This window comes from Christiangramia lutea (genome assembly GCF_022489035.1).
Taxonomy (GTDB): domain Bacteria; phylum Bacteroidota; class Bacteroidia; order Flavobacteriales; family Flavobacteriaceae; genus Christiangramia; species Christiangramia lutea.
Map to the genome: position 1 here is coordinate 305193 of NZ_JAKVTV010000001.1, position 26027 is coordinate 331219.

Sequence of the window (26027 nt, forward strand, 5' to 3'; positions counted from 1 at the left end):
CAGTCTTGAATAAAATTAAAATACCTTCCTGGCGATCTTCTCGATATTGCTGCTTTTCCCCATGGAGTAATAATGAAGTACCGGAGCCCCTCCCTCCATTAATTCTTTAGATTGCTGAATACACCATTCTATTCCTACCTGTCTTACTTCTTTATTGTTTTTACATTTTTCAACTTCGGAAATTAAAGATTCAGGTAGGTCAATCTTAAAAACCTGAGGTAACATTTGTAGGTGTCTGGAAATGGCAATAGGTTTAATTCCCGGTATTATGGGTACATTGATACCAGCCTGGCGAGCTGCTTCAACAAAGGCAAAGTATTTGGAATTATCAAAGAACATTTGTGTAACCACATAGTTTGCCCCGGCCTCTACTTTCTCCTTTAGTCTTTTGAGATCAGACTTTAAAGATGGGGCTTCAATATGTTTTTCTGGATATCCAGCCACACCTACACAAAAATCTGCTTTATCATCGGCTTCGATCACATCATGTAAATATTTACCCTTGTTTAGGTCCTGAATTTGCTTTACCAGGTCACAGGCGTAATGGTGACCACCATTGGAAGGTTCAAAATATTTTTGATGACTCATGGCGTCACCACGCAGAGCCATGACATTTTCAATTCCTAAATAATGACAGTCTACCAGCAGATATTCCGTCTCCTCTTTAGAGAAGCCTCCACAGAGCACGTGCGGAACCGTATCTACATTGTATTTATGCTTAATGGCAGCGCAAATACCTACGGTGCCGGGCCTCATCCTGGTGATCTTTCTATCCAGGAGTCCGTCCCGGTCTACATACACATATTCCTCACGTGAGGTGGTCACATCTATAAACGGAGGATTGAATTCCATCAAAGGATCTATATTATCATAAAGTTCCTGGATATTCTTTCCTTTTTTGGGCGGGATGATCTCGAAGGAAAACAGTGTTCTCCCATTTGCTTTTTCGATGTGCTCTGTAACTTTCATTTTTTAAATTCTATCTTTTTATCTGGGCGTTGCCCTGCGGGCCGGGCTTTCCGCTGTATCCCCGATTTAGATCGGGGGATGCCGCTGCAATCCCTAACGCGGTATTAACAGACCTCACAGGTTTTGAAAACCTGTGAGGTCTCAATTTTTCGATTCTAATCTGCAATATTCGGATTCAGCCATTTCTCAGCCTTCTCCAAACTGATATCCTTTCGTTCCGCATAATCCTTTACCTGGTCTTCCTTTATTTTTCCAAGTCCGAAATACCTGGCTTCCGGATTCGCAAAATAATAACCACTTACACTGGCGGCTGGCCACATGGCCAGGCTTTCGGTAAGCTCTACTCCTATTCTTTCTTTTACTTTAAGAATATCCCAAATGGTCAATTTTTCCAGATGATCTGGACAGGCCGGATAACCTGGAGCCGGACGAATTCCTTTGTAGGCTTCCTTAATCAACTCTTCATTACTCAAACTTTCATCTGAAGCATAACCCCAATGTTGCGTTCTCACCTCCTTATGAAGAAATTCAGCAAAAGCTTCTGCCAGACGATCGGCAAGCGCTTTGATCATAATTGAATTATAATCGTCATGATTTTTCTCAAATTTCGCTGCCAATTCCTGGGTTCCAAATCCGGTAGTCACGCAAAAACAACCTATATGATCCTGGATGCCGGTTTCTTTTGGTGCAATAAAATCTGAAAGGGCAAAATTGGGCTGATCGTCGTGTTTCTTTAGTTGCTGCCTAAGTGTCCTGAAAATCGCTGTTTTCTCCGTAGATTCTACCTGATATTTTACTTCGATATCATCATGATTGATCGTATTTGCTTCGAACAATCCAAAGATCGCTTTCGCCTTCAGTAACTTTTCATCCAGAATTCGCTGAAGTAAAACCTGTGCATCGTCAAATAAGATCTGTGCCTGCTCGCCTACGTTCTCGTCCTTCAGAATATCCGGATATCTGCCATGCAGATCCCAGCTTCTAAAAAACGGACTCCAGTCTATATAATCAACCAGTTTATTCAGGTCAAAATCCTCGATCACCTGGATTCCTAATTCAGCAGGCCTAGTGATCTGTGTATTTTTCCAATCGATCTGAAATTTATTTTTCCGGGCTTCCTCGATACTCAGGAAAGACTTGATCTTACTTCTTTTTCCAAAATTCTTTCGGAATTCGTCATACTGAACCTTTAGCTCGTTCTTATATTTCTCCCTGGTGCTTTCCTTTAAAAGATCACCAACTACGGTTACCGCCCGGGATGCATCATTTACATGCGCCACCGCATGTTTATATTGCGGATCGATCTTCACCGCCGTATGTGCTTTGGAAGTGGTTGCGCCACCAATTAAAAGGGGAACAGAAAAATCCTGACGCTGCATTTCCTTGGCCAGGAAAACCATCTCATCCAATGACGGAGTAATTAGTCCGCTAAGGCCTATCACATCCACATTCTCTTTTTTGGCAGTTTCAATGATCTTTTCCGGCGGCACCATCACCCCAAGGTCAATGATCTCATAATTATTACATCCAAGTACTACGCTCACGATATTTTTACCAATATCATGCACATCACCTTTTACTGTGGCCATCAATACTTTCCCTGCCGATTGTCTTTTATTCGATTTATCAGCTTCGATATATGGTAACAAATGTGCCACGGCCTTTTTCATTACCCTTGCCGACTTCACCACCTGTGGCAGGAACATTTTCCCGCTTCCAAAGAGATCACCAACCACGTTCATTCCTATCATAAGCGGACCTTCGATCACATCCAGCGGTTTTTCAGATTCTATACGGGCCTGCTCGATATCTTCCAGAATATAGGCGTCGATTCCTTTTACAAGTGCATGGGTGATCCTTTCCTGCAACTGATTTTCCCTCCAGGATAGATCAACTTTATTTTCTTTTTTAGTCCCTACAACATTTTCTGCAAAAGCCAGTAAACGCTCGGTAGCGTCATCACGACGATCCAGGATCACATCTTCCACATGCTCCAGCAGATCTTTCGGGATCTCATCATAAACTTCCAGCATGGAAGGATTCACGATCCCAATGTTCATCCCTGCTTTGATGGCATGAAAGAGGAATACGGAATGCATAGCTTCCCGTACCGGATTATTTCCTCTGAAAGAAAAGGAAACATTGCTTACACCACCGCTAATACTACAATGCGGTAGATTCTCTTTTACCCAACGTGTTCCTTCAATAAAATCTATCGCATTTCTCCTATGCTCGTCCATTCCTGTACCAACCGGAAAAATATTAAGGTCAAAAATGATATCCTCAGGAGGGAATTTCACTTGATTGACCAAAATATCATAAGACCTTTTTGCGATCTCAATTCGTCTCTCATAATTATCTGCCTGGCCAACCTCATCAAATGCCATTACGATCACAGCCGCTCCATAACGCCTGATCTTTTTCGCATGACTTATAAATTCTTCTTCCCCTTCCTTTAAACTGATAGAATTCACTACACATTTTCCCTGCACCACTTGCAGACCAGCTTCAATAATTTCCCATTTGGAACTATCTATCATGATAGGAACCCTGGCAATATCAGGTTCTGCCACTACGAGATTCAGGAATTTAACCATGGCTTCCTTGCCTTCAATAAGGCCGTCATCCATATTCACATCAATGATCTGCGCTCCATTTTCTACCTGTTCCCTGGCAACTTCAAGAGCCTCATCATATTTCTCCTCCTTGATCAATCGCAAAAATTTGCGGGAGCCGGCCACGTTGGTTCGTTCCCCAACATTTATGAAATTGCTTTCAGGAGTGATCACCAGAGGTTCCAGTCCAGATAATTTTAAGGGTCTGATCTCCTTTTGCTTATCAACTATATCTGTACTTGCTGTACTCATATTCTATATTTTTCGTCACCTTGTCCCGAAAATTCGGGAGATTCAGAGTCTCCTTTTTATAATTCTTAATTATTGGTTGTTTGAGATGCTGAAACGAGTTCAGCATGACGTTGAAATTTAATTTCACGCGGTTTATACTCTTTGGCAATTTCCGCGATCGCTTGTATGTGAGATGGAGTGGTTCCGCAGCAACCGCCCAGGATATTTACCAGGCCTTTTTCCAGATATTCCTTGATTTGATTGGACATCTCCTGAGCATCCTGATCGTATTCACCAAAGGCATTCGGGAGTCCGGCGTTGGGATAGGCTGAAACACCAAATTCGGTATTTCTGGCTACTGCTTCCAGGTGGGGAGTCAATTGTTTGGCTCCCAAAGCGCAGTTAAAACCAATGCTTAAAAGAGGAATATGAGAAATCGAGATCAAAAAAGCTTCGGCGGTCTGGCCGGAAAGCGTTCTTCCGGAAGCATCGGTAATCGTTCCGCTTACCATTACCGGAATATCAACATTCAATTCTTCCTTCAATTCGTCAATTGCAAAAAGTGCTGCCTTGGCATTCAGGGTATCAAATACCGTTTCTACTAAAAGTACATCTACTCCACCATCTATCAATGCTTTTGCCTGCTGCTTGTAAGCCACTTTCAATTCTTCAAATGAAATGGCACGAAAACCGGGATCATTCACGTCAGGGCTCATACTGGCCGTTTTGTTGGTAGGTCCCATTGCCCCGGCAACGAATCTTGGCTTTTCAGGATCTTCAGCTGTAACTTCTTCAGCAACTTTTTTGGCGATCCTGGCCGACTCATAATTCAACTCATAAACGAGCTCTTCCATTTGATAATCGGCCATAGCAATGGTAGTTCCGGAGAAAGTATTGGTTTCCACAATATCGGCTCCGGCTTCGAAATATTTACGATGAATAGTGGCAATGGCTTCGGGCTGCGTAATAGACAGCAGGTCGTTATTCCCTTTTAGAGAAACCGGCCAGTCGGCAAAACGTTTTCCGCGGAAATCCTCTTCAGAAAATTTATATTCCTGAAGCATGGTCCCCATGGCACCATCTAATATTAATATTTTTTGTGAGAGTAACTCTTCAATTTTTGACATGATCTTGTAAATAAATCGCTATCAAAAAAGGAAGACAAAAATGAAGTCTAATGTTATCTATCCACGCCAGGGCGCAGTAGAATGTAGCACCTTCTCCAAAGGAGGGTTGCTAAGGTTTCACAGGGTCTAATCCCTCAACCTTTCTTGATAACGAAAGTTGTAAACAATGAACTTATTGCGCAAATATAGCTATGCTGCTCCTAAATGCAAGGATTTAAGAAAAATTTCTATAAAACCTTCTCCCCGTTGAGGGTGATAGAATAGCTTATCTCAGCTGCTTTTTCGAGCATTTTAGAAACCGAGCAATACTTATCCATCGATAATTTTACCGCTCTTTCCACTTTGGCTGGCGGAATATCTCCTTTCAGAATAAAGTCTAGGTGAATTTTCTTAAATACATTCGGAATATTGCCATCTTCACGATAACCGTCTACCTCTACCCGAAGATCTTCCAGCTCATGATTCTGTTTTCTAAGAATCATCACGATATCGATGCTACTGCAACCGGCGATCCCCCGAAGCAACATATCCATAGGACTGGCCCCTTTTGGTTCCTCATCGGTTTTATTGTCTAAAAGAACAATATTCCCGCGTTCGTTTATAGTTTCAAAAAGGTAATTATCGTTGATTCTTTTAAGGCTGATCTTCATTTTTTCAAATTTTCATCAAAGATAGAAATTCTCGCATTTCTGGCGGGTAACAAAGGTTACCCATCCGTAAATCTTTTTAAATGGTCATCCTGAACTTGTTTAACTTCGTTGAATCTTCGATTTCAGCTTCTCTACTTGAGATCCTGAACCAAGTTCAGGATGACCTTCTAAACACTGATACTCTGAACGACTTCTCTTTTAGCTTCTTTCTTCGTGCCGTCAAATCCTTCCACTCCGCCAACTGTAGTGTATTTCAATACATATTTCTTATCCGGATAAATTCGTTGATAAGCACTCTGACACATGATCGCCGCCTCATGAAAACCGGAAAGGATCAATTTCAGTTTTCCTTTGTAAGTATTTACGTCGCCAATCGCGTAAACCCCGGGAATGTTAGTTTGATAATCATAAGAATTATCAACTTTAATGGCATTCTTTTCAATTTCAAGCCCCCAGCTTCCAATAGGTCCTAATTTTGGTGATAATCCAAATAGCGGAATAAAATCATCTACCTTCCTGAACTCTTCTCCGCGGGCCTTGTCTTTATGACGGATTACCAAATGCTCAAGCTCATCTTCTCCTCTTAAGCCAACTACTTCGGCATTCGTGATCATTTCAATTTTTCCAAGTTTCGCCAGTTCTGAAACTCTTTCTACGGAATCCAGCGCTCCTCGGAATTCTTCTCTTCTGTGCACCAGGGCAACTTCTGAAGCCACATCAGATAAATAAATAGCCCAGTCTAAAGCGGAATCTCCACCACCGGCAATAACTACTTTTCGACCGCGATACACTTCAGGATCTTTAATAAAATATGAAACCCCTTTATCCTCAAAGTCTGAAATATTGGCAATAGGTGGTTTTCTAGGTTCAAAAGATCCAAGTCCACCGGCAATTGCTACTACAGGTGCATGATGCTGAATTCCTTTGTTGGTGGTCACAATAAAGGTCCCGTCATCAAGTTTTTCCAGAGTTTCCGCACGTTCCCCAAGAGTGAATCCGGGTTCGAAAGGCTTGATCTGTTCCATGAGATTTTTCACCAGATCTCCCGCCAGGATCTCCGGAAAAGCCGGAATATCATAAATGGGTTTTTTTGGATAAATTTCTGAACATTGTCCACCAGGTTGTGGAAGCGCATCTATCAAATGCGTTTTCAGCTTTAATAATCCCGCTTCAAAAACGGTAAACAATCCGGTTGGTCCGGCCCCGATTATCAGGATATCTGTTTTAATCATCACTCTCTTTTTTTACGATTAAGGATTCTGTTATTGTATTCATCTGTTCCACTTTGGCTTCAAAATCACCTTTAATGGACTTTCTATATTCATTTAAATTTTCGATCATCTGGCTCACATTCTCAGGGATCACCTCCTCGAAAAACTGCCGTAACCGCTTTGCCGTGGTTGGCGACTTCCCGTTGGTTGAAATCGCGATTTTTACATGGCCTTTATTCACAATTCCGCCCATGTAGAAATCACAGAGTTCAGGCGTATCAGCGATATTTGCCAGTAAAAAACTCTTTTTGGCGTGGCGGTGAACCCGTTTATTAAGCTTCGCATCGTTGGTTGCGGCGATCACGAAATGTTTTTTTCGCAGATATTTTCTTTTATACCTGCCTTTGATCAATTTCGCGCCGTGTTTCTTTGCCAGTTCCTCCGTTTCCGGTAAAAACCATTTTGCTACGATCTCAACCTGTGCATTCGGGCTCGATTTGAACAGAAAATGAAGTTTTTCGTGTCCCACATTTCCTCCCCCAACCACCAGAATGTTCAGTTTATTGACCTTTAGAAAAACCGGGTATAGTTCGTTTCTTTCTTCCATTTTTTTCTTGTTTCAAACCTGTGAGGTTTTGAAAACCTCACAGGTTTTTTTTAAGCCGCTCCTGCATTAATAAATTTTGATTGCTTAGGAATACTTTTCACATTCTGAAAAACTTTCTGCAAAGCATTCGCTTCTTTTACCACTTCACCAATTACTATAATTGCCGGAGCTCCCAGTTGTTTTTCTGAAACGACCTTTTCAATAGATTTGATCGTTCCAAAACCTGATCTTTCATTTACGGTGGTTCCATTCTGAATAATTCCCACCGGAATATCCTGTTTCCCGAAGCCTTTAAAAACCTCAACAATTTCAGGGAGTTTTCCCATTCCCATTAATATCACAACCGTTGCTGTAGATTGAGCCGCCAGACGAACGTCATTTGATAAATTTTTCTGAGACGTGGTTCCTGTAATTACCCAGAAACTCTCCGAAGTTCCTCTTTGCGTAAGTGGGATGCCAACATTTGCGGGTACCGCGATCGAAGAGGTAATTCCTGAAACTACTGCTGTCTCCAGTCCGTTCTTTCTGGCAAAGTTGATCTCTTCTGATCCTCTCCCGAAAATAAATGGATCACCACCCTTGAGTCTTACTACGTGGCCTCTTTCCAGAGCATATTTTACAATAAGCTCATTGATCTCGTCCTGCGAAAAACGATGCTTGTCCTTTCGTTTTCCGACAAAAATATGTTCCGCTTGTGGCGCATATTCCAGCAGATCCCGATTTATAAGCGCGTCATATAATACCACTTTGGCAGACTTCAAAGTATTCAAAGCCTTTACGGTGATCAATTCCGGATCGCCCGGTCCTGCTCCAACTACGCTTAATTTTGGTGAATTATACATTTTGTACCTCCTTTGTTCTAAATGCATCCACCCTCTTCAGGAACAAATGCGCGTCCTCTAAATATTTATTTGAGAAAGCCTCCGTAGGCTCATTTTCGTTCAGTTGATAAGCGAATTCCTTGAAAGTAGTCGATAACTCGATCTTTCCGGTTTCTACAAAAAGCTCATCAAATTGTGCAATGATACCAGCCTGTGTATTTGTTTTCACATCTTCTGAAAGCAGCAAAGCTTTGGCTGAGTTCACAATTGAAGTATAGGAATGATAAATACTGTCGGCCCAATCCTTTCTCTCCAGTGCAGATCTTGCATTATCGATTTTTTCTTCACTTTCGAATAAGAGCGTCGCAATCAAATCGATCACCACTCCTGCACATTCGCCTACACCAACTGCCTTGATATATGGCGATTCATGGCCCCAGTCCACAAAATCATTCTCTCTAAGATTGGAAGTATCTGCCAGGTCTTTCAGCAAATCATAGAAATAAGTTTTTTCCTTGCGGTCGTAATATTCCGCGAATTTTTCATCTGCTTCTGAATTCGATTCAAAATCGTTCAGTAAGACTCTCAGTGCCTCAGGTCCTCTTTTACTAGGTACTTTCACTACTTTGTCTGCGAATCTTCCCTGTCCGTTTCCTATTGTTCCACCGCCAAGCAATACCTGAAGTGCCGGAGCCACAGTTTTTCCAACTTTGATAGACATTCCCTGGAATCCAATTTCAGCCATATTATGCTGACCGCAGGCATTCATACATCCGCTGATCTTTATAGTAATATCCTTTCCGTTCGTGAATTGCGGGTATTCTTCTTTTAAAACATCTTCCAGAACATCTGCAATTCCGGTGCTGCTGGCGATTCCAAGATTACAGGTATCGGTTCCCGGGCATGCGGTGATATCCACTGTTTTGTTATAACCGGTTTCAGCATAGCCCAGTTTTTTTAATTCCGAATAAAAGAATGGCAGAAAATCTTCCCTTACATGTCGTATCAAAATATCCTGTCTTAGGGTTAACCTTAGTTCATTACCAGCATATTTTTTCACCAGATCTGCCAGCTTCCGGGCGCCACCGGTATAAAAATCACCTAACGGAACCCGGATTCCAATAGCATATAAACCTTCCTGCTTCTGTTCAAATACATTGGTTTGCTTCCAGGTTTCGAAATCTTTCTGATCATCGATTTCTACAGAAGGAACTTCAACGTCCTGTAATGGAGGAGCGGCTTCAAATTTCTCAATTTCGAATTTTGGCTGTTTCTGAGACAAAGCCGTTTTCTGTGCTTCCACCAGTTCCATAAAGGCATCTTTCCCGATATCCTTGATCAGGAACTTCATTCTTGCTTTTAATCGTTTTGCACGTTCGCCATGACGATCAAAAACGCGAAGTACACCTTCAATTAGCGGAATGATCTCTTCGGCTGGAAGAAAATCATAAAGCTCGTCAGCATGTCTTGGCTGGGAACCAAGTCCACCACCAAGCATCACTTTAAAACCGCGTTTGCCATCCTTCAGTTTTGCGATAAAACCAAGATCATGGATATAGCTTAAAGCTGTATCCTCATCTGAAGAGGAAAAAGACATTTTGAATTTCCTTCCCATTTCCTGGCAAATAGGGTTCCGTAGAAAGAATTGAAATGCAGCATGCGCATAAGGCGAAACATCAAACGGTTCGTTTGGATCTATACCCGCGGTTGGAGAAGCGGTAATATTTCTTACCGTATTTCCGCAGGCCTCCCTAAGGGTAACATCATCTTTTTCGAGCTGTGCCCAGAGTTCAGGAGTACGGTCCAGACTCACGTAATGGATCTGTATATCCTGCCTCGTAGTGATATGCAATCGCCCTTTGGAATATTCATCAGATACATCGGCAATTCGATGTAGCTGTTCTGAGGTTACTTTTCCAAACGGCAGTTTTATTCGAACCATTTGAACACCCGATTGTCTTTGTCCGTAAACTCCACGTGCAAGACGCAGGCTCCGGAATTTCTCTTCATCAGCCTTTCCTTCCCGGAACAACCTTATCTTCTTTTCTAAATCCAGAATGTCCTGTTCGACAATGGGATTTTCAATTTCGGTTCTAAAACTTTGCATGATCTTGTTTTTTAAATTCTTCTCCTTTAATATTTAATCTGCTTCTTATGAGATGCTGAAACAAGTTCAGCATGACGGCTTTTCTGGGATTTGTCACCCTGAACTTGTTTCAGGGTCTTTTCAATATTTAAAACATCTTAAATGAAAAAAGTCCTTTTAGGTTTACACTTAAAAGGACTTTTTATAATTCAGTTTATAAAATAGGCTTCTAAGTGTGAGGCGAATAGCACATACACATATAACAAATCGTATTCATCGAAATTCGTAACATCAGTTAATTCCGTTTAAGCGTGTAAACCACATTCCCTGTTGGACAAAACCTTGGTAGGGTCGAAATACTTGAATTCATTGGGCAGATCATATTTCTTCAAATAATCATCTAGTTTCTCATCTGTCCAGTGATAAAATGGACTTACTTTTAGCAATCCATCTTTGCTATAACTCAGGATATCGATACTGTCCCGGAATGCAGTCTGGCCCTTTCTTAAATTAGTAAACCATACATCAGGCTGTTGTTGAGCCATGGCTCTTTGAAAAGGTTCTAATTTCACCTGCCGGGTGAATTCCTCATGTTGAGGACTGTTCACATCCGGAATACCTCCATTGAGCGCATCGCGATAAGCCGCGGTTTGTTTAGGGGTATACAATTTTACGTTTAGACCCAATTGCCTGATAACCGCATCGGCATGTTTGTAAGTTTGAGGAGTATTATATCCCGTATCGCACCATACCACAGTAGTATCTGGTTTCTCACTTACCACCGCATGTAATATCGCCGCTTCATAAGGGCGGAAATTCGTGGTAATCACCGGTTTTTTGCTATTTACCAACACCCATCTTATTACTTCTGAAGGGTCTATCCCCTTTAGCTGGCTGTTTAGAGCTTTTAACTCCTTTGCTGAATACTTTCTCATAATACCTCTATTTTCCAAAGTCGCTTCCATAAAACTATAATCCTATCGGTTTACTAGGTTTTAAGCAAAACTAGACTTCGTGCGTTTAAACACCAATTATTTCTATAATAAAAATCCTATTTTAACACAATTGACTACTGCGTAAAGGCAATATCTTCTAAAGTGTTTTCACCAAGTACATCTAGTGAAGCGTCCCTAACCTGTATCATTAGCTTATGAACTGAACAGGTCTTCTCATCTGGGCAATCATCACATTTTTCATAGTAATTAAGGCTCACACAAGGCACCATCGCAATGGGACCTTCCAGGACCCGAATCACCGCGGTCATCCTTATTTCACCAGGTTCTTTAATAAGATAATAGCCTCCGCCCTTACCTTTTTTTGAACCGAGGAAACCCGATTTTCTCAATTCCAGCATAATGCTTTCAAGAAACTTCTGAGAAATATTCTCACTTTCAGATATTTCTGAAGCCTGGACCGGTTTCCTGTCCTTTTTCCTGGCGATATAGGCCAGTGCCTTAATTCCGTACTTGGTCTTTTTGGAAAGCATGAGACGAATATAAAAATATTTTGCCTTTACCTTCCCTAATTATTCAATGCGTTTTTTAAATCCTTAATTATATCATCAACATATTCCAGTCCTACTGAGATCCTTACCAGTCCGTCACTAATCCCCGCTTCAAGACGCTCGTTCTCGCTCAGCTTACTATGAGTAGTAGAAGCAGGATGCGTCACAATTGTTCGGGTATCTCCCAGGTTGGCCGATCTGGAGCAAAGCTTCAGATTATCGATGAACCTGCGACCCGCTTCTATTCCACCTTTGATCTCAAAAGCAACCACATTACCCCCCAATCTCATTTGTTTTTTCGCCACTTCATATTGTGGATGCGATTTTAGGAAAGGATATTTCACATTCTGGGCCTGTTCAATTCCTTCCAGGTAATCAGCCACTTTCAGCGCATTTACGCAATGTTTTTCCAGGCGAACTGATAAAGTTTCCAGACTTTTCGAAAGTACCCAGGCGTTAAATGGGGAAAGCGCCGGCCCCGTATTTCTACTGAACAAATAAATTTCCCTTACCAGGTCTTCTCTCCCAACCGTAACACCACCAAGCACTCTTCCCTGACCGTCGATCAATTTGGTAGCCGAATGGATTACCAGGTCAGCTCCGAATTTAATTGGATTCTGGATATAGGGTGTGGCAAAACAGTTGTCAATAATCAAAATGAGATTATGCTTTTTTGTAATTTCACCGAGATGTTCAAGGTCAAGGATATCAACTCCCGGGTTTGTTGGAGACTCCGCAAAAAGCACCTTGGTTTCAGGTTTTATATAACTTTCAATGGTTTCCGGTTCATTTACATCAAAATAGGAATGTGAAATATTCCACTTCGGAAAATATTTGGTAAACAAGCCATGCGTAGAACCAAAGACAGATCTTGCCGCGACAATATGATCTCCACTATTTAGCAATGCTGCCAGCGTGGAAAATACCGCTGCCATTCCTGTGGCAAAGGCATACCCGGCTTCAGCACCTTCCATTTTAACGATCTTATCAACGAATTCTGAAGTATTAGGATTGGTGAAACGGCTGTAAATATTACGCTCTTTCTCTTCGGCAAAACTCGCCCTCATATCTTCTGAATCTTCAAATAAATAACTTGAAGTTAGATACAAAGGCACCGAATGCTCCTGAAATTGCGTTCTTTCACTTTGAGTTCTCACTGCTATCGTTTCAAAATTCTCCTGATAATGACCATTACAGTCACTTTTCTCGGTTGCTATGGCTTGTAGGTTTTCCATTTTATTCTAGTTTAATCGTTCCGATATTTTTAAAATATCGCCAAATACTCCTCTGGCGGTTACCTCTGCTCCCGCTCCTGCACCGCGAATCACTAATGGCTGATCTTTATAGGATTCGGTATAGATTTCAAAAATATTATCGGCTCCCTCGATCTGGCCCAGTGCAGAAGCCTTCGGTTCCCTGATCAGTTTTGCCTCCAGGCTGCCCTTTTCCACATCCAGTTCTCCAATATATCTAAGCACTTCATCTTTTAACTGTTTTGATTTATATTTTTCAAAGTGTCCATTTAATTCGGAAATCCTTGAATTGAATTCTTCCAGCGTGGTATCGCCGTTCAACTGATGGGGAATCAGCGATTCGATTTTCACTTCCTCGAATTCCTTTTTCAACTGTATTTCCCTGGCCAGGATGAGCAATTTTCTTCCCACGTCCTTTCCGCTAAGGTCGATACGTGCATCAGGTTCAGTATAGCCAAGAACTCCGGCTTCTTCCAGGACTTTGGAAAATTCCTTTTGTTCGCTTGAAAACGTATTGAAAATATAACTTAGCGAACCAGAGAACACCCCTCTTATCCTGGTGACCTTCTCTCCAGAAAGATGAAGATTCCTTAAGGTTTCTACTATGGGAAGACCCGCCCCCACATTGGTTTCATAAACAAAATTCTTATTGTTCTTCTTCAACACTTTTCTCAACCTCTCATAAAACTCTAAAGACAGTGTATTTGCCACTTTATTTGCCGCGATAATATGGCTCCCGGCATTCACCAGGTCGAAATATTTATGCGGAAAATCGATGCTTGCCGTAGTGTCTATGGAAACGAGGTTTTTAAACTGATGCTTATTGAAATAATCCTCGACTTCGGAAAAAGAATATTTCTTTGAACTGCTTTTAAAATCGCTATCCCAATCAGACTTTATCCCTTTAGGATTCAAAAGCGCATGCGAAGAATCTGCCACCAGGACCAATTTCAGGATGAGGCCGGAAGATTCTTTTAAATGTTCTTCTGAAGAGGCTAGTTGTTCCAGTAATTTGCTGCCTACCTTACCCGGCCCAAACAGTGCGAGATGTATTGTTTTCATTTGCTTGTATAGTTGATTGAAATATTGGTTTTAAAAATCTATTTAACTGGTCTGTCTCGATTAAAAAGGCATCATGCCCGTGAATAGACCTGATCTCATGGATGCTGATATTATTCTTTAATAAGGAAAGTTCCACGTAAGAGTTCCAGTTCTCCTCTGCCAGGAAAAACAGGTCTGAATTAACCGTGACTATATGAATATCTCCTTTGATCCTGCTGGCTGCTTCCAGGTGATTTCCTGTACCATCGCTAATATCAATAGTGGTAAGCAGGTGGTTCATCAGTTTATAAGAAGGAAGTGTGAACCTGTTCTTAAGCTTTTCCCCATGATGTAACAACCAGTTTTCCACTTCAAATGCCTGGTTTTCCCTGTTCCTTTTACCCTCGAATTTCTGTGCAAGCGATTGTGGGGTTCGGTAAAAGGTCATGGCATGCATTCTCGCATCGTGCACCGGGTTGGAGGAATTATTCAGAATATGATCCTGGATCCTGCAATTCGCCACCAGCCAGTCTGTAGATTTATAATCACAGGCGATGGGAATGATATTCTCACCCAGCTCGGGCTTCAAAACTGCCAGTTCCCAGGCCAATGCACCACCAATACTTCCGCCTATGATGGCGAAAAGTTTAGTGATATTCAGCTTTTCCAGGGCCTGTGCCTGAATCTCCGCAATATCTCTCAGTCTGAATTCCTTATAATTTTCAAAGAACTGGTCTTCGTGACCTTTAAATCCGTTACCAGGAATATTAAAAGCCAGCACACAAAAATGGTTGATATCTATACATTTATTTTGACCAATCAGTTCCTTCCACCAGCCTTTGCTGCCAGTTACCAGGGAGTTCCCGGTTAGGGCGTGATTTACCAGGATGATGGGAGCCTCTGTAGGTTCTTTTCCGAAAAACTGGTAGCTCAGGTGAATATCCTGCACCGTTCCCGCGGAATTTTTAAAGTTCTCTATTGTAATCTCTTGAAGCATTTCTTTTTGTTTAATCCGGGAAAAGCATTTTTCAACTTTCCCCGGATCGATTAAAAACCAACATTAAACCAATGATCTCTTTTTAATTTGCGCGAAGGCCTCTTTCAGATCCGACTTCAGATCCTCTACATCTTCCAATCCAACCGATAACCTGATAAGATCTGGAGTAACTCCTGTTGAAGCCTGCTCCTCCTCTGTCAATTGCTGATGGGTCGTACTTGCCGGATGAATAATTAGTGACTTGGTATCGCCGATATTGGCCAGCAATGAGAAAACCTTAGCTTCATCTACCACGGTTTTCGCAGCTTCATAGCCTCCTTTTACTCCGAAGGTTACAAGTCCGCTTTGACCTTCTGGAAGATATTCCTTGGCCAGACCATAATATTTGCTGTTTTCTAGTCCCGGGTAATTCACCCATTCCACTTCTTTCTGTTCCTGAAGCCATTTGGCCAGTGTCAGTGCATTCTTACTATGTTCTTTAATTCTGATCTTTAACGTTTCCAGTCCCTGGATGATCTGGAATGCATTGAACGGACTCAGTGCCGCACCGTGATCTCTCAATCCTTCAATTCTCACCTTGGCGATGAATGCTGCTTCTTCAAGAGCTTCGTGGTAAACCAGTCCGTGATAACCCGGAGAAGGCTCGGTGAATTCAGGGAATTTTCCATTGGCCCAGTCGAATTTACCGGCATCGATGATAGCTCCTCCAAGCGTGGTACCATTACCGTTGATATATTTCGTTAGTGAATGCAGTACGATATCGGCGCCATGTTCAATAGGGTTTAATAGATAAGGAGTAGCAACCGTATTATCTACTATGAACGGAACTTTAAAAGCTTTTGCTTCTTTTGAAATTCCTTTTAGATCCAGTACATCCAGTTTTGGATTTCCCACAGATTCAGCAAAGAATACTCTGGTATTTTCTTTTGCTGCTTTGGTAAAATTTGTTGGATCTGTTGGGTCTACGAAGGTGGTGGTGATTCCGAGGCGAGGTAAGGTATTCTTGAAGAGGTTGTAAGTTCCGCCGTACAGGCTATTTGAAGAAACTATGTGATCACCTGCTTTTAAAAGGGTGAGCAGCGCGGTGCTTGTGGCTGCAGTTCCAGAAGCAGTCACCACGGCTGCGATCCCGCCCTCCAGTGCTGCCAGTCGTTGTTCCAGGATATCCAGGGTTGGATTATTGATCCTGGTATAAATAAATCCTGGCTCGGCCAGCGAGAATAGCGCAGCGGCATGATCGGAATTATTAAATACGTAAGAAGTGGACTGGTAAAGCGGTACTGCCCTGGTTCCACCATTTTGTTTTACATCGTGCCCTGCATGTAATGCTTTTGTTGAAAAATTTTTAGTGCTCATGATTTCTATTTTTTAATGTTCTTTAAACCTCACAGGTTTTGAAAACCTGTGAGGTTTTCTTTTTGAATTTTGATGAAAAAAAAGTCCCCCTGATATGCTATTACCAGGGGGACTTAACGAATTGAACTTTATAACTAATTAAATTCTCCAGTTTTGGCAATAGCGATTCATACGACGCATACACATCATGCACATACACATAGTCATCATTAGGTTGCCAATTGTTTTCATTAGTTCATTTCCTTTTTTGTCATCCTGAACTCGTTTCAGGATCTTTGAAGAAGCTGAAACAAGTTCAGCTTGACGTTTGATTCGGGTTTCCAACTTAAAAATCATGATATAAAAAAAGCCGCTGCGGTTGGCAGCGGCTTTTTGCAATTATATCTTTTCAGTTTTATGCAATAGAGTGCGCTGCGGAAGGCTTCCACATCATACACATCATATTGCAAATTATACTGATCATTTTTTCGTTTTCTGAATTACAAAGATATGCACGGAAATTTTTAATATCCAAGCCTTTAGCAAAAAATAAATTGGAAAAGTTTTAAAAGCTCTTGTTTTACTGGGGTTTTGAAAGCAACATTTTTTTCTTGTCCATTTATCTGAAACTGGAAACCGCGTTAGGGATTGAGCGGTTGTTTGAGCTCTCCCGATTTTTAATCGGGAAGCGAGCCGCGAAAGCCCGGCCCGAGCGAGCTAAGAGCGAAGGGCAACGCCCCCATAAAAATTACCAGAATCGAAATTGGATAAAATGACGTTAAAAGAATTTGGGATGAACTGAATTTTTATACATTTGTAGCCAAGTTATTGAAAGGGATAGATTTGACTGATTGCAACCCTTATACTTCTAAAGTATAGCAAATGCTAAAGCAGAATGTAGACACACCTCTCTTAGCTCTTCACGTCAAGTTTTTCCATTCGTATTAATTAAAAAAGAAATTGAATGGCTTATTTATTTACTTCAGAAAGTGTTTCTGAAGGGCACCCAGATAAGATTGCAGACCAGATTAGTGACACTCTTTTAGACAATTTTCTAGCCTTTGACGAAGAATCGAAGGTAGCCTGCGAAACGCTGGTAACTACCGGACAGGTGGTATTGGCAGGTGAAGTGAGAAGTAATACCTACCTTGACGTTCAGAACATCGCCCGAGACGTGATCAACGATATTGGTTACACCAAAGGCGCCTATAAATTCAGCGGGGATTCCTGCGGGGTGATCTCTCTAATTCACGAGCAGTCCCAGGATATTTACCAGGGGGTGGACCGTGGTAAAAAAGATGAACAGGGAGCTGGCGACCAGGGAATGATGTTTGGCTACGCGACCAATGAGACTGAGAACTACATGCCACTGGCGCTGGATATCTCACACAAGATCCTGATCGAACTCGCGAAACTTCGCCGTGAAGGAAAGGAAATCGATTATTTAAGACCTGATTCCAAGAGTCAGGTAACGATAGAATACAGCGACGATAATGTACCGCAACGTATCGTGGCCATCGTAGTTTCTACACAGCATGATGATTTTGACAAGGACGATGAGGCCATGCTAAAAAAAATAAAAAAGGATATCATCGAGATCCTAATTCCAAGGGTGAAGGAACAACTTCCGGAATATGTTCAGAAACTGTTCAATGACAATATCGTTTACCATATCAATCCAACCGGGAAGTTCGTGATCGGCGGGCCGCATGGTGATGCCGGGTTAACTGGACGAAAGATCATCGTGGATACCTATGGTGGAAAAGGTGCCCACGGAGGTGGTGCTTTCTCGGGGAAAGATCCTTCGAAAGTTGACCGTTCCGCAGCTTATGCTTCAAGGCATATCGCCAAGAACCTGGTAGCAGCTGGGGTAGCTCCGGAAATTCTGGTTCAGGTTTCCTATGCTATTGGAGTGGTTGAACCTACTTCCATTTCGGTTTATACTTATGGAAAGAAAAACGTTGAGCTTACCGATGGACAGATCGCGGAAAAAGTTCGCGAGATCTTCGACATGAGGCCGGCGGCTATTGAAGACAGATTGAAGCTTAGAAATCCTATCTACCGCGAAACTGCGGCTTACGGACATATGGGGAAAGAACCTCGTATTGAAACCAAGGTTTTCGAGAGCCCGTATAACGGAAAGATCACCAAGGAAGTAGAACTATTCACCTGGGAGAAACTGGATTATTTAGATAAGGTGAAAGAAGCGATTACTATCAAAAATTAATCAGAAATCATATTAAAAATTATTAAGCTGCCTCCGGGCAGCTTTTTTTATTCTCCATAATTAATCCTGAGTTTTATCATTTCTTCGGAAAACCTTAACAGCGGGGAGCTCTTTTAATTCCTAATTTTAAAACTCACCAAGAGGGAATCCTATGTCTTTGTTTAAAAAAGTTAGAAACACGATCAACCTATTAAAGTCGGTTGACGTGGATCAATTAGCCCAGATCAACAAAAAAATAGATCTGGCTGAAGCCATGCAAACTTTAGGAAAATTAGACGACCGTCAGCTGGCCGGATTGATGAAAATGTTAAAAACTAAACGAAAAAAAGGCCAGCATGACCTCCCTCCCATCGACGGAGATTTTTACAATTTGGATCTCCGATTAACCGAAGAGCAACGGGAAATTCAGCTAAAGGTTCGCAATTTCATGGAAGATGAGATCAAGCCTTTAGTGAATGAATACTGGAAAAAGGACCAGTTTCCATTCGAGGTGATCGAGAAATTCAGCAAACTGAATATTGTAGGGGTTCCTTATGAAGGATATGGCTGCCCTAACCTTCCATTTTTGATGGAAGGGATCATTGCGCAGGAAATTGCCCGGGTTGATGTTTCCATATCTACATTCTTCGGGGTTCATAGCGGCTTAGCCATGGGCTCTATTTATCTCTGTGGAAGCGAAGAACAGAAACAGGAATGGCTTCCGAAAATGCAGAAAATGGAAAAGATTGGTGCTTTCGGGCTTACCGAACCGAACGTAGGTTCAGGTGTAGCCGGCGGACTCGAAACCACTTGTAAATTCGATGGTGAAAACTGGGTTTTAAATGGTCAGAAAAAATGGATAGGAAACGCCACTTTTTCTGATGTCACGGTGATCTGGGCCAGAGATGTGGATTCCAACCAGGTGAAAGGATTTTTGGTAAGGAAGGAAAATCCGGGCTTCGAAACTGAGAAGATCAGGGATAAAATGGCATTGAGAATCGTTCAGAATGCTATTATCACATTAACCGATTGTAAAGTGCCGGAAAGTGATCGCCTGCAAAATGCCAATTCCTTTAAAGATACAGCCAATGTTTTACGTATGACCCGAGCCGGAGTAGCCTGGCAGGCGGTAGGATGTGCAAGAGGAGCCTACGAAAGCGCTTTGAAGTACACAAAAAAGAGGGAACAGTTCGGCAGGCCAATCGCATCTTTCCAGCTAATACAGAATCACCTGGTAGAAATGCTTTCGAACCTAACTTCGATGCAAACCCTTTGTTTCAGATTATCTGAATTACAGGACCAGGATCTACTTAAAGATGAACATGCCAGTCTTGCCAAGGTCTATTGTAGCATGCGGATGAGAGATGTGGTGAGCCAGGCACGTGAGGTACTTGGTGGAAATGGAATTTTGTTAGAATATGATGTAGCTCGTTTTGTGGCAGATGCCGAAGCCATCTACAGTTACGAAGGAACTAAAGAAATTAATTCATTAATAGTAGGGCGTGCCATAACAGGCTACAGCGCCTTTGTTAGCTAAAAGGAAAAGAAAAATTTATGTCAGTATTGATTGTAAGTCCGGGAAGAGATCCGGAGAAATGGAAAAAAGCACTTGAAAATCAGCATCCAGGAATGAACATTTATGTTTACCCGGAAGACCATGATAGTGAAGAAGTAGAATTTGCCTTAACCTGGAACCATCCTCGTGGATTGTTTAAAAATTACCCAAACCTTAAAGTAATTGCCAGTATGGGCGCGGGAGTAGATCATATTTTAAGCGATAATGCTCTACCAGACGGTGTAAAGGTTACCAAGGTTGTGGATGAAACCCTTACCGAGGACATGGGAGATTTCGTTTTAAGCCAGGTTATGAACCATATTCGAGGATTGCATCATTATGCCAGAACTCAAGACAAAAAGGAATGGGACCAATTTCAATATAAAAGGCCTCAGAATACAAATGTAGGTATCATGGGACTTGGAGTACTTGGTAATGCAGTTGCCGGCAAATTAAATAAAAACTTTTTTAATGTTTATGCCTGGTCTAGAACTGAAAAGAATTGCGAAGATGTTACCTGTTTCCATGGAAAAGAACAGCTGGAAGAATTTCTTCAAAATTCAGAAATTCTGGTATGTCTATTACCTTTAACAGAAGACACTGAAAATATACTGAATGCCGACCTTTTCGACATGCTTCCTGAAGGAGCTTATCTTATAAATGTGGCGCGAGGAGAGCACTTAGTGGAACATGACCTTATGAAAATGATAGATAACGGTCATCTGTCCGGAGCTTCACTGGATGTTTTCAGGGAAGAACCATTGCCAGAAGATCATCCATTCTGGGAACACCCCAAAATCAACATTACGCCCCATATTGCCAGTGTAACCAAACCTGAATCTGTGGTTCCACAGATTGCTGATAATTATGATCATATGAAAGAAGGTGAACCTCTCAAAAATAAAGTAGAGATGGATAAAGGTTATTGATAACTAAAATCTTTTGCAGATGGATACGCTAAAAAATATCATGGTGGCTGTCGATTTTAATGACAGTATAGGTGAGTTAATGGTCTATGCCGATAGCCTGGCACAGAAATTCAATTCAAAAGTATGGATTCTCCATGTAGCTGAACCTGAACCGGATTTCGTAGGTTACGAACCGGGACCTCAATATATACGTGATATCAAAGCTGAGGAGTTTCGTGAGGAACATCGAAATCTTCAGGAAATTTGCAAAAACTTTTTAAGTGAGGACATAGAAGGTGAAGCCTTATTAATTCAAGGTTCCACCGTAGAAACAGTACTAAGTGAAGCTCAAAAATTAAATATTGATCTTCTTATCGTTGGTACCCACAAACATAGTTTTCTGCATAACCTGTTGCAGGAAAGTGTTTCCATGGAACTTATCAAGAAGGCGGAAATTCCCATGCTCACCATCCCAATAGATGACTAAAGATCCATTAAAAAATCCCTGAAATTTCAGGGATTTTTTATTTTCACTCTAAACTTGAAGATTTTGGAAATAGGAAAGACTCAACTAAAGACAGTTTTAGAAAGAATAAAGCCACACATTCATCGCACACCCGTGCTTACCTCCAGTCTTATCAATGAGATCGCAGGTACTAACCTTTACTTCAAATGTGAAAATTTTCAGAAGATGGGTGCCTTTAAAATGAGGGGAGCAACGAATGCGATTTTAAGTCTTCCAGAAGAAAAACGATCTAAAGGCGTAGTTACCCATTCATCCGGAAATTTTGCCCAGGCACTCTCTTTAGCTGCTAAAAGTCTGAAAGTTCCTGCCTATATCGTGATGCCAGAATCTGCTCCTGAAGTTAAAAAAGCAGCGGTAAGGACCTATCAAGGAATAATAACCGAATGTCCCTCCACCCTGAAAGACCGTGAGGAAACGGCTAAAAGAATTCAGGAGGAAACCGGGGCAACTTTCGTTCACCCTTCCAACGATATTGATGTGATCCTTGGCCAGGGAACGGCAGCGATCGAATTACTGGAAGACCATCCAGAATTGGATATTATTGTAAGCCCTGTAGGCGGCGGTGGACTGATTGCAGGTTCTGCCCTTGCCGTAAAGCATTTCGGAAATAATTGCATCTGTATTGGAGGGGAACCCTTAGAAGCCGATGACGCCTGGCGATCCCTGAAGTCAGGAAAAATCGAGAGCAACGAATCGGCTAATACGATCGCCGACGGATTGAAAACCCAGCTTGGCAACCAGAATTTTCCAATAATTCTGAATCATGTTCAGGAAATAATCAGGGTTTCAGAAGATGAGATCAAATCAGCTTTAAGGCTGATCTGGGAACGGATGAAGATCATCGTGGAACCATCCAGTGCCGTGGCCCTGGCCGCTGTGATCAAAGAAAAAAATCGTTTCCAAAATAAAAATATCGGTATCATCATCTCTGGTGGAAACGTGGACCTGAGTAATCTTCCATTCTAGGCAAAACAACAGTGGTTTAACATTTTAGAGAACAGCACCTTTCAGTAAATAGAAAGTTACTGTATATTTAAGAGGTATAAACTACTCAATCATGTATAGATCTCTCAAGGTATTATTCCTTTTACTTTTAATTACAAATTTCAACCTTGTACTTGCCCAGGAAGACGAAAAAAAAGAGGACAAATGGGATGTTTCAGATCCCTACCCAGATGACTGGGGTTTCAAGACCTTAGATCTGGAAACAGACGAAGGAACCTGGATGAACCTTGATGTGAGCCCAGATGGAAAAACCATTGTTTTCGATCTTCTGGGAGACATATATAAAATTCCTGTAAGTGGCGGGAAAGCTACTATTCTAAGGTCAGGTATACCATATGAACTCCAGCCAAGATTCAGCCCAGATGGTTCAAAAATTTCCTTTACCAGTGATGCCGGGGGCGGAGATAATATCTGGGTGATGGACACTAATGGTAAAAATGCTGAACAGATCACGGAAGAAAAATTCAGACTTTTAAATAACGCCGTCTGGACTCCCGACGGGCATTCCATCATTGCCCGAAAGCATTTCACTTCAGGCCGGTCTCTTGGCGCGGGGGAAATGTGGCAGTATCATATTGCAGCTAAAGAAGGCATTCAACTAACGAAACGAAAGAACGATCAGCAGGATGTGAACGAACCCAGTTTATCACCGGATGGAAAATATCTTTTTTATAGTGAGGACATGTATCCCGGTGGTAATTTTCAGTATAACAAAGACCCGAATAAGCAGATATACGTCATAAAAAGGTACAATTTTGAAACAGGTGAAACTATAACCGTTACCGGAGGTCCTGGCGGGGCTGCGAGACCGGAGATCTCACCTGACGGAACCAAGCTTGCTTTTGTAAAGCGCATCAGGACGAAATCTGTACTTTTTATTCATGATCTTGAAACTGGTGAAGAATGGCCGGTTTTCGACAAACTGAGCAAGGACCAGCAGGAAGCCTGGGCAATTTTCGGAGTTTATCCTAATTTCAGCTGGATGCCAAACAATAAGGACCTTGTATTTTGGGCGAATGGAAAGATCAATAAGGTGAATATTGAGAATTACGAAGTTTCCGAAATTCCCTTCCAGGTTTCCAATAAGATCAGGATCGCCGAAACCCTTCAAACCGATCATCAGGTTTTTTCAGAAAAATTCAACCCAAAAGTCATTCGACATGCGGTAACTTCTCCAAACGGAAAAACATTGGTTTTCAACGCAGTTGGCTACTTGTGGAAAAAATCGCTTCCAAATGGCAAACCTCAGCGAATCACAGATTCTGAAGATTTCGAATTTGAACCTTCTTTTTCGCCTAATGGAAACCATATTATCTATGTAAGCTGGGACGATGAGGACCTGGGAGCGATCAGAAAAGTATCACTTTCAGGAGGAAATTCAGAAAAGATCACCACTGAAAAAGGGATCTACCGTAATCCGTCTTATTCCAGCGATGGTAAAATGATCGCATTTTCCAAGGAGAGTGGAAATTCAGACCAGGGTCAAACCTATACCAAGGAACCTGGCATTTATATCATGACCGCTAATGGAGAAAATCTGAAGCGAATCGCAAAGGAAGGAAATTTCCCTGTTTTCAATCTAGACGACACAAGGATTTTCTACCAGGCCGGAGGTTACTTTTTTGGTAATATCACCAAAACTCTGAAATCTGTTGATCTAAATGGAAAAGACGAAAAGACTCATATAAAATCTAAATACGCGAACAGAATCTTACCAAGTCCGGATAATAAATGGATCCTTTTCAGCAATTTACATAAGGCCTATGTTGCTCCTTTTGTAATGACCGGCCAGGAAGTTGAATTAACTCCAGATTCTAAAACGATCCCGGTTACCCAGGTCACAAAAGATGCCGGAATCAATCTGCACTGGTCCAATAATAGTAAAAATATCCACTGGACTTTAGGAGATGAATATTTTACCAATGATATCGAACAGAGATTTACCTTTCTGAAGAATTCTCCAGACTCCATTCCTCCAATAACCGAAAAGGGGACCAAGGTTGGACTTGAAATAGAAACCGATGTTCCGGAAGGAATCATTGCCTTCACAAACGCAAGGATCATTACCATGAACGATGATGTCGTCATTGAAAACGGAAGTATTGTAATCAAGGGAAATAAGATTGAAGCCATTGGTAATACCGAAGAAGTGAATATTCCAAATTCAGCAAAAATTTATGACGTTTCCGGCAAGACCATTATGCCCGGACTCATAGATTCCCACGCGCACATGGGCGCGTTCAGATACGGACTTACGCCAAAGAAACACTGGCCATCCTATGCCAATCTCGCATTCGGGGTTACCACCGCTCATGATCCTTCGGCCCTTAGTGAAACTGTATTTGGTATTTCTGAACTTATTAAAAGTGGTGAAATGGTTGGGCCAAGATTATACTCTACAGGGATCATTCTCTACGGAGCCGATGGAGATTTCAAAGCGGAGATCAATAGTATTGACGATGCCAGGTCGGCCATTAGAAGAACGAAAGCTTTCGGAGCGACTTCTGTTAAAAGTTACAACCAGCCAAGACGTGAACAAAGGCAACAGGTGCTGCTGGCAGCAAAAGAGCTTAATATGAATGTGGTACCTGAAGGAGGATCTACCTTTTTCCATAATATGAATATGATCGTGGATGGGCATACGGGAATTGAACATAATATCCCGGTGGCTCCGGTTTACAAAGACGTGCTCAGCCTTTGGGGAACTTCCAGTACAGGCTACACTCCTACCCTCATCGTAAATTACGGTGGCATCAATGGTGAATATTTTTTCTATGATAAATCAAATGTCTGGGAGAATGAGCGTTTATTGACATTTACACCTAGAGAGTTGGTAGATTCAAGATCCAGGCACAGAACTAAATTACCAGAAGAAGAGTATGAGAATGGTCCCATCCTGGTTTCAGAAACTGCTAAAGCCCTTGCAGATGAAGGTGTAAAAGTAAATATGGGCGCTCATGGCCAGTTACAGGGACTTGGAGCACACTGGGAATTATGGCTACTGCAAATGGGAGGATTATCGAATATGGAGGCTTTAAAAACTGCTACGATCAATGGAGCCCAGTATATTGGAATGGACAAAGAAATAGGATCCTTAGAAAAAGGAAAACTAGCAGATTTGATAGTCCTGGAGGAGAATCCATTAGACGATATTAGAAATACGGAGACCGTTCTTTACACCATGGTTAACGGAAGATTATTTGACGCCAAGACCATGAACCAGATAGGAAATGAACCAAAAGAAAGAACCAATTTCTACTGGGAAAATAATAAATATAACTCGGCCTTTAAATGGCACGAAAGCACCCAAAGTTTTATGAGGCCTAATTGTGTTTGCCATGGCACCAGAAATTAATGTATAGCATGAAATAATACCATAT

At 41.7% G+C, this 26027-nt stretch carries 20 protein-coding genes and 1 riboswitch; of the genes, 6 read left to right on the plus strand and 14 right to left on the minus strand.

Going from position 1 to position 26027, the window contains the following annotated elements:
- Window positions 1–15 precede the first annotated feature (15 nt).
- The 14 genes from metF to ML462_RS01430 all read right to left on the minus strand — a co-directional run bounded on the left by metF (window position 16) and on the right by ML462_RS01430 (window position 16468).
- Window positions 16–969 carry a methylenetetrahydrofolate reductase [NAD(P)H] gene (gene metF, locus ML462_RS01365; RefSeq protein ID WP_240711936.1) on the minus strand — a complete coding sequence of 318 codons (954 nt, stop codon included), beginning with the start codon at window positions 967–969 and terminating at the stop codon, window positions 16–18.
- A 155-nt stretch (window positions 970–1124) separates the two neighbouring features.
- Window positions 1125–3836 carry a methionine synthase gene (gene metH / locus ML462_RS01370; RefSeq protein ID WP_240711937.1) on the minus strand — a complete coding sequence of 904 codons (2712 nt, stop codon included), beginning with the start codon at window positions 3834–3836 and terminating at the stop codon, window positions 1125–1127.
- A 65-nt stretch (window positions 3837–3901) separates the two neighbouring features.
- A complete protein-coding gene (locus tag ML462_RS01375; protein ID WP_240711938.1) occupies window positions 3902–4942 on the minus strand; it encodes a homocysteine S-methyltransferase family protein in 1041 nt (346 codons plus the stop codon).
- A gap of 50 nt (window positions 4943–4992) precedes the next feature.
- Window positions 4993–5096: riboswitch (SAM riboswitch) on the minus strand.
- 73 nt (window positions 5097–5169) lie between these two features.
- On the minus strand, window positions 5170–5592 hold the full coding sequence (locus tag ML462_RS01380) for an OsmC family protein (protein WP_240711939.1): 423 nt from the start codon (window positions 5590–5592) through the stop codon (window positions 5170–5172).
- A 167-nt stretch (window positions 5593–5759) separates the two neighbouring features.
- The gene (locus tag ML462_RS01385) at window positions 5760–6824 is read right to left on the minus strand and encodes an NAD(P)/FAD-dependent oxidoreductase (RefSeq protein WP_240711940.1); all 1065 of its coding nucleotides are present in this window, start codon (window positions 6822–6824) and stop codon (window positions 5760–5762) included.
- Window positions 6817–7410 carry a precorrin-2 dehydrogenase/sirohydrochlorin ferrochelatase family protein gene (locus ML462_RS01390; RefSeq protein ID WP_240711941.1) on the minus strand — a complete coding sequence of 198 codons (594 nt, stop codon included), beginning with the start codon at window positions 7408–7410 and terminating at the stop codon, window positions 6817–6819. Before ML462_RS01390 ends, ML462_RS01385 begins: the two co-directional genes overlap by 8 nt.
- A gap of 50 nt (window positions 7411–7460) precedes the next feature.
- A complete protein-coding gene (gene cobA / locus ML462_RS01395; RefSeq protein WP_240711942.1) occupies window positions 7461–8252 on the minus strand; it encodes a uroporphyrinogen-III C-methyltransferase in 792 nt (263 codons plus the stop codon).
- The gene (locus ML462_RS01400) at window positions 8245–10338 is read right to left on the minus strand and encodes a HEPN domain-containing protein (protein ID WP_240711943.1); all 2094 of its coding nucleotides are present in this window, start codon (window positions 10336–10338) and stop codon (window positions 8245–8247) included. The genes cobA and ML462_RS01400 overlap by 8 nt, the downstream gene beginning before the upstream one ends.
- Before the next feature lie 284 nt (window positions 10339–10622).
- On the minus strand, window positions 10623–11252 hold the full coding sequence (locus tag ML462_RS01405) for a phosphoadenosine phosphosulfate reductase domain-containing protein (RefSeq protein ID WP_240711944.1): 630 nt from the start codon (window positions 11250–11252) through the stop codon (window positions 10623–10625).
- Between the two features lie 134 nt (window positions 11253–11386).
- Window positions 11387–11803, minus strand: a complete 417-nt coding sequence (locus tag ML462_RS01410; RefSeq protein ID WP_240711945.1) for an RrF2 family transcriptional regulator — start codon at window positions 11801–11803, stop codon at window positions 11387–11389.
- Window positions 11804–11838: 35 nt separating this feature from the next.
- Window positions 11839–13056, minus strand: coding sequence for a trans-sulfuration enzyme family protein (locus ML462_RS01415; RefSeq protein ID WP_240711946.1), 1218 nt, complete (start codon window positions 13054–13056; stop codon window positions 11839–11841).
- A gap of 6 nt (window positions 13057–13062) precedes the next feature.
- The gene (locus ML462_RS01420; protein ID WP_240711947.1) at window positions 13063–14136 is read right to left on the minus strand and encodes a homoserine dehydrogenase family protein; all 1074 of its coding nucleotides are present in this window, start codon (window positions 14134–14136) and stop codon (window positions 13063–13065) included.
- The gene (locus ML462_RS01425; protein ID WP_240711948.1) at window positions 14099–15112 is read right to left on the minus strand and encodes an alpha/beta fold hydrolase; all 1014 of its coding nucleotides are present in this window, start codon (window positions 15110–15112) and stop codon (window positions 14099–14101) included. The genes ML462_RS01420 and ML462_RS01425 overlap by 38 nt, the downstream gene beginning before the upstream one ends.
- Before the next feature lie 63 nt (window positions 15113–15175).
- Window positions 15176–16468, minus strand: coding sequence for an O-acetylhomoserine aminocarboxypropyltransferase/cysteine synthase family protein (locus tag ML462_RS01430; protein WP_240711949.1), 1293 nt, complete (start codon window positions 16466–16468; stop codon window positions 15176–15178).
- 943 nt (window positions 16469–17411) lie between these two features.
- Between ML462_RS01430 and metK the strand changes: the two genes are divergently transcribed.
- The 6 genes from metK to ML462_RS01460 all read left to right on the plus strand — a co-directional run bounded on the left by metK (window position 17412) and on the right by ML462_RS01460 (window position 26002).
- Window positions 17412–18674, plus strand: coding sequence for a methionine adenosyltransferase (metK, locus tag ML462_RS01435; protein ID WP_240711950.1), 1263 nt, complete (start codon window positions 17412–17414; stop codon window positions 18672–18674).
- A gap of 151 nt (window positions 18675–18825) precedes the next feature.
- Window positions 18826–20190 (plus strand): acyl-CoA dehydrogenase family protein, encoded by a 1365-nt coding sequence (locus tag ML462_RS01440; protein WP_240711951.1) that lies wholly within the window; start codon window positions 18826–18828, stop codon window positions 20188–20190.
- A 17-nt stretch (window positions 20191–20207) separates the two neighbouring features.
- A complete protein-coding gene (locus ML462_RS01445; RefSeq protein WP_240711952.1) occupies window positions 20208–21137 on the plus strand; it encodes a 2-hydroxyacid dehydrogenase in 930 nt (309 codons plus the stop codon).
- 19 nt (window positions 21138–21156) lie between these two features.
- Complete coding sequence (locus ML462_RS01450; protein ID WP_240711953.1) at window positions 21157–21603, plus strand: universal stress protein; 447 nt, start codon at window positions 21157–21159, stop codon at window positions 21601–21603.
- A gap of 69 nt (window positions 21604–21672) precedes the next feature.
- Window positions 21673–22608, plus strand: coding sequence for a threonine ammonia-lyase (locus ML462_RS01455; protein ID WP_423738467.1), 936 nt, complete (start codon window positions 21673–21675; stop codon window positions 22606–22608).
- 91 nt (window positions 22609–22699) lie between these two features.
- A complete protein-coding gene (locus tag ML462_RS01460; RefSeq protein WP_240711955.1) occupies window positions 22700–26002 on the plus strand; it encodes an amidohydrolase family protein in 3303 nt (1100 codons plus the stop codon).
- Window positions 26003–26027: the final 25 nt, after the last annotated feature.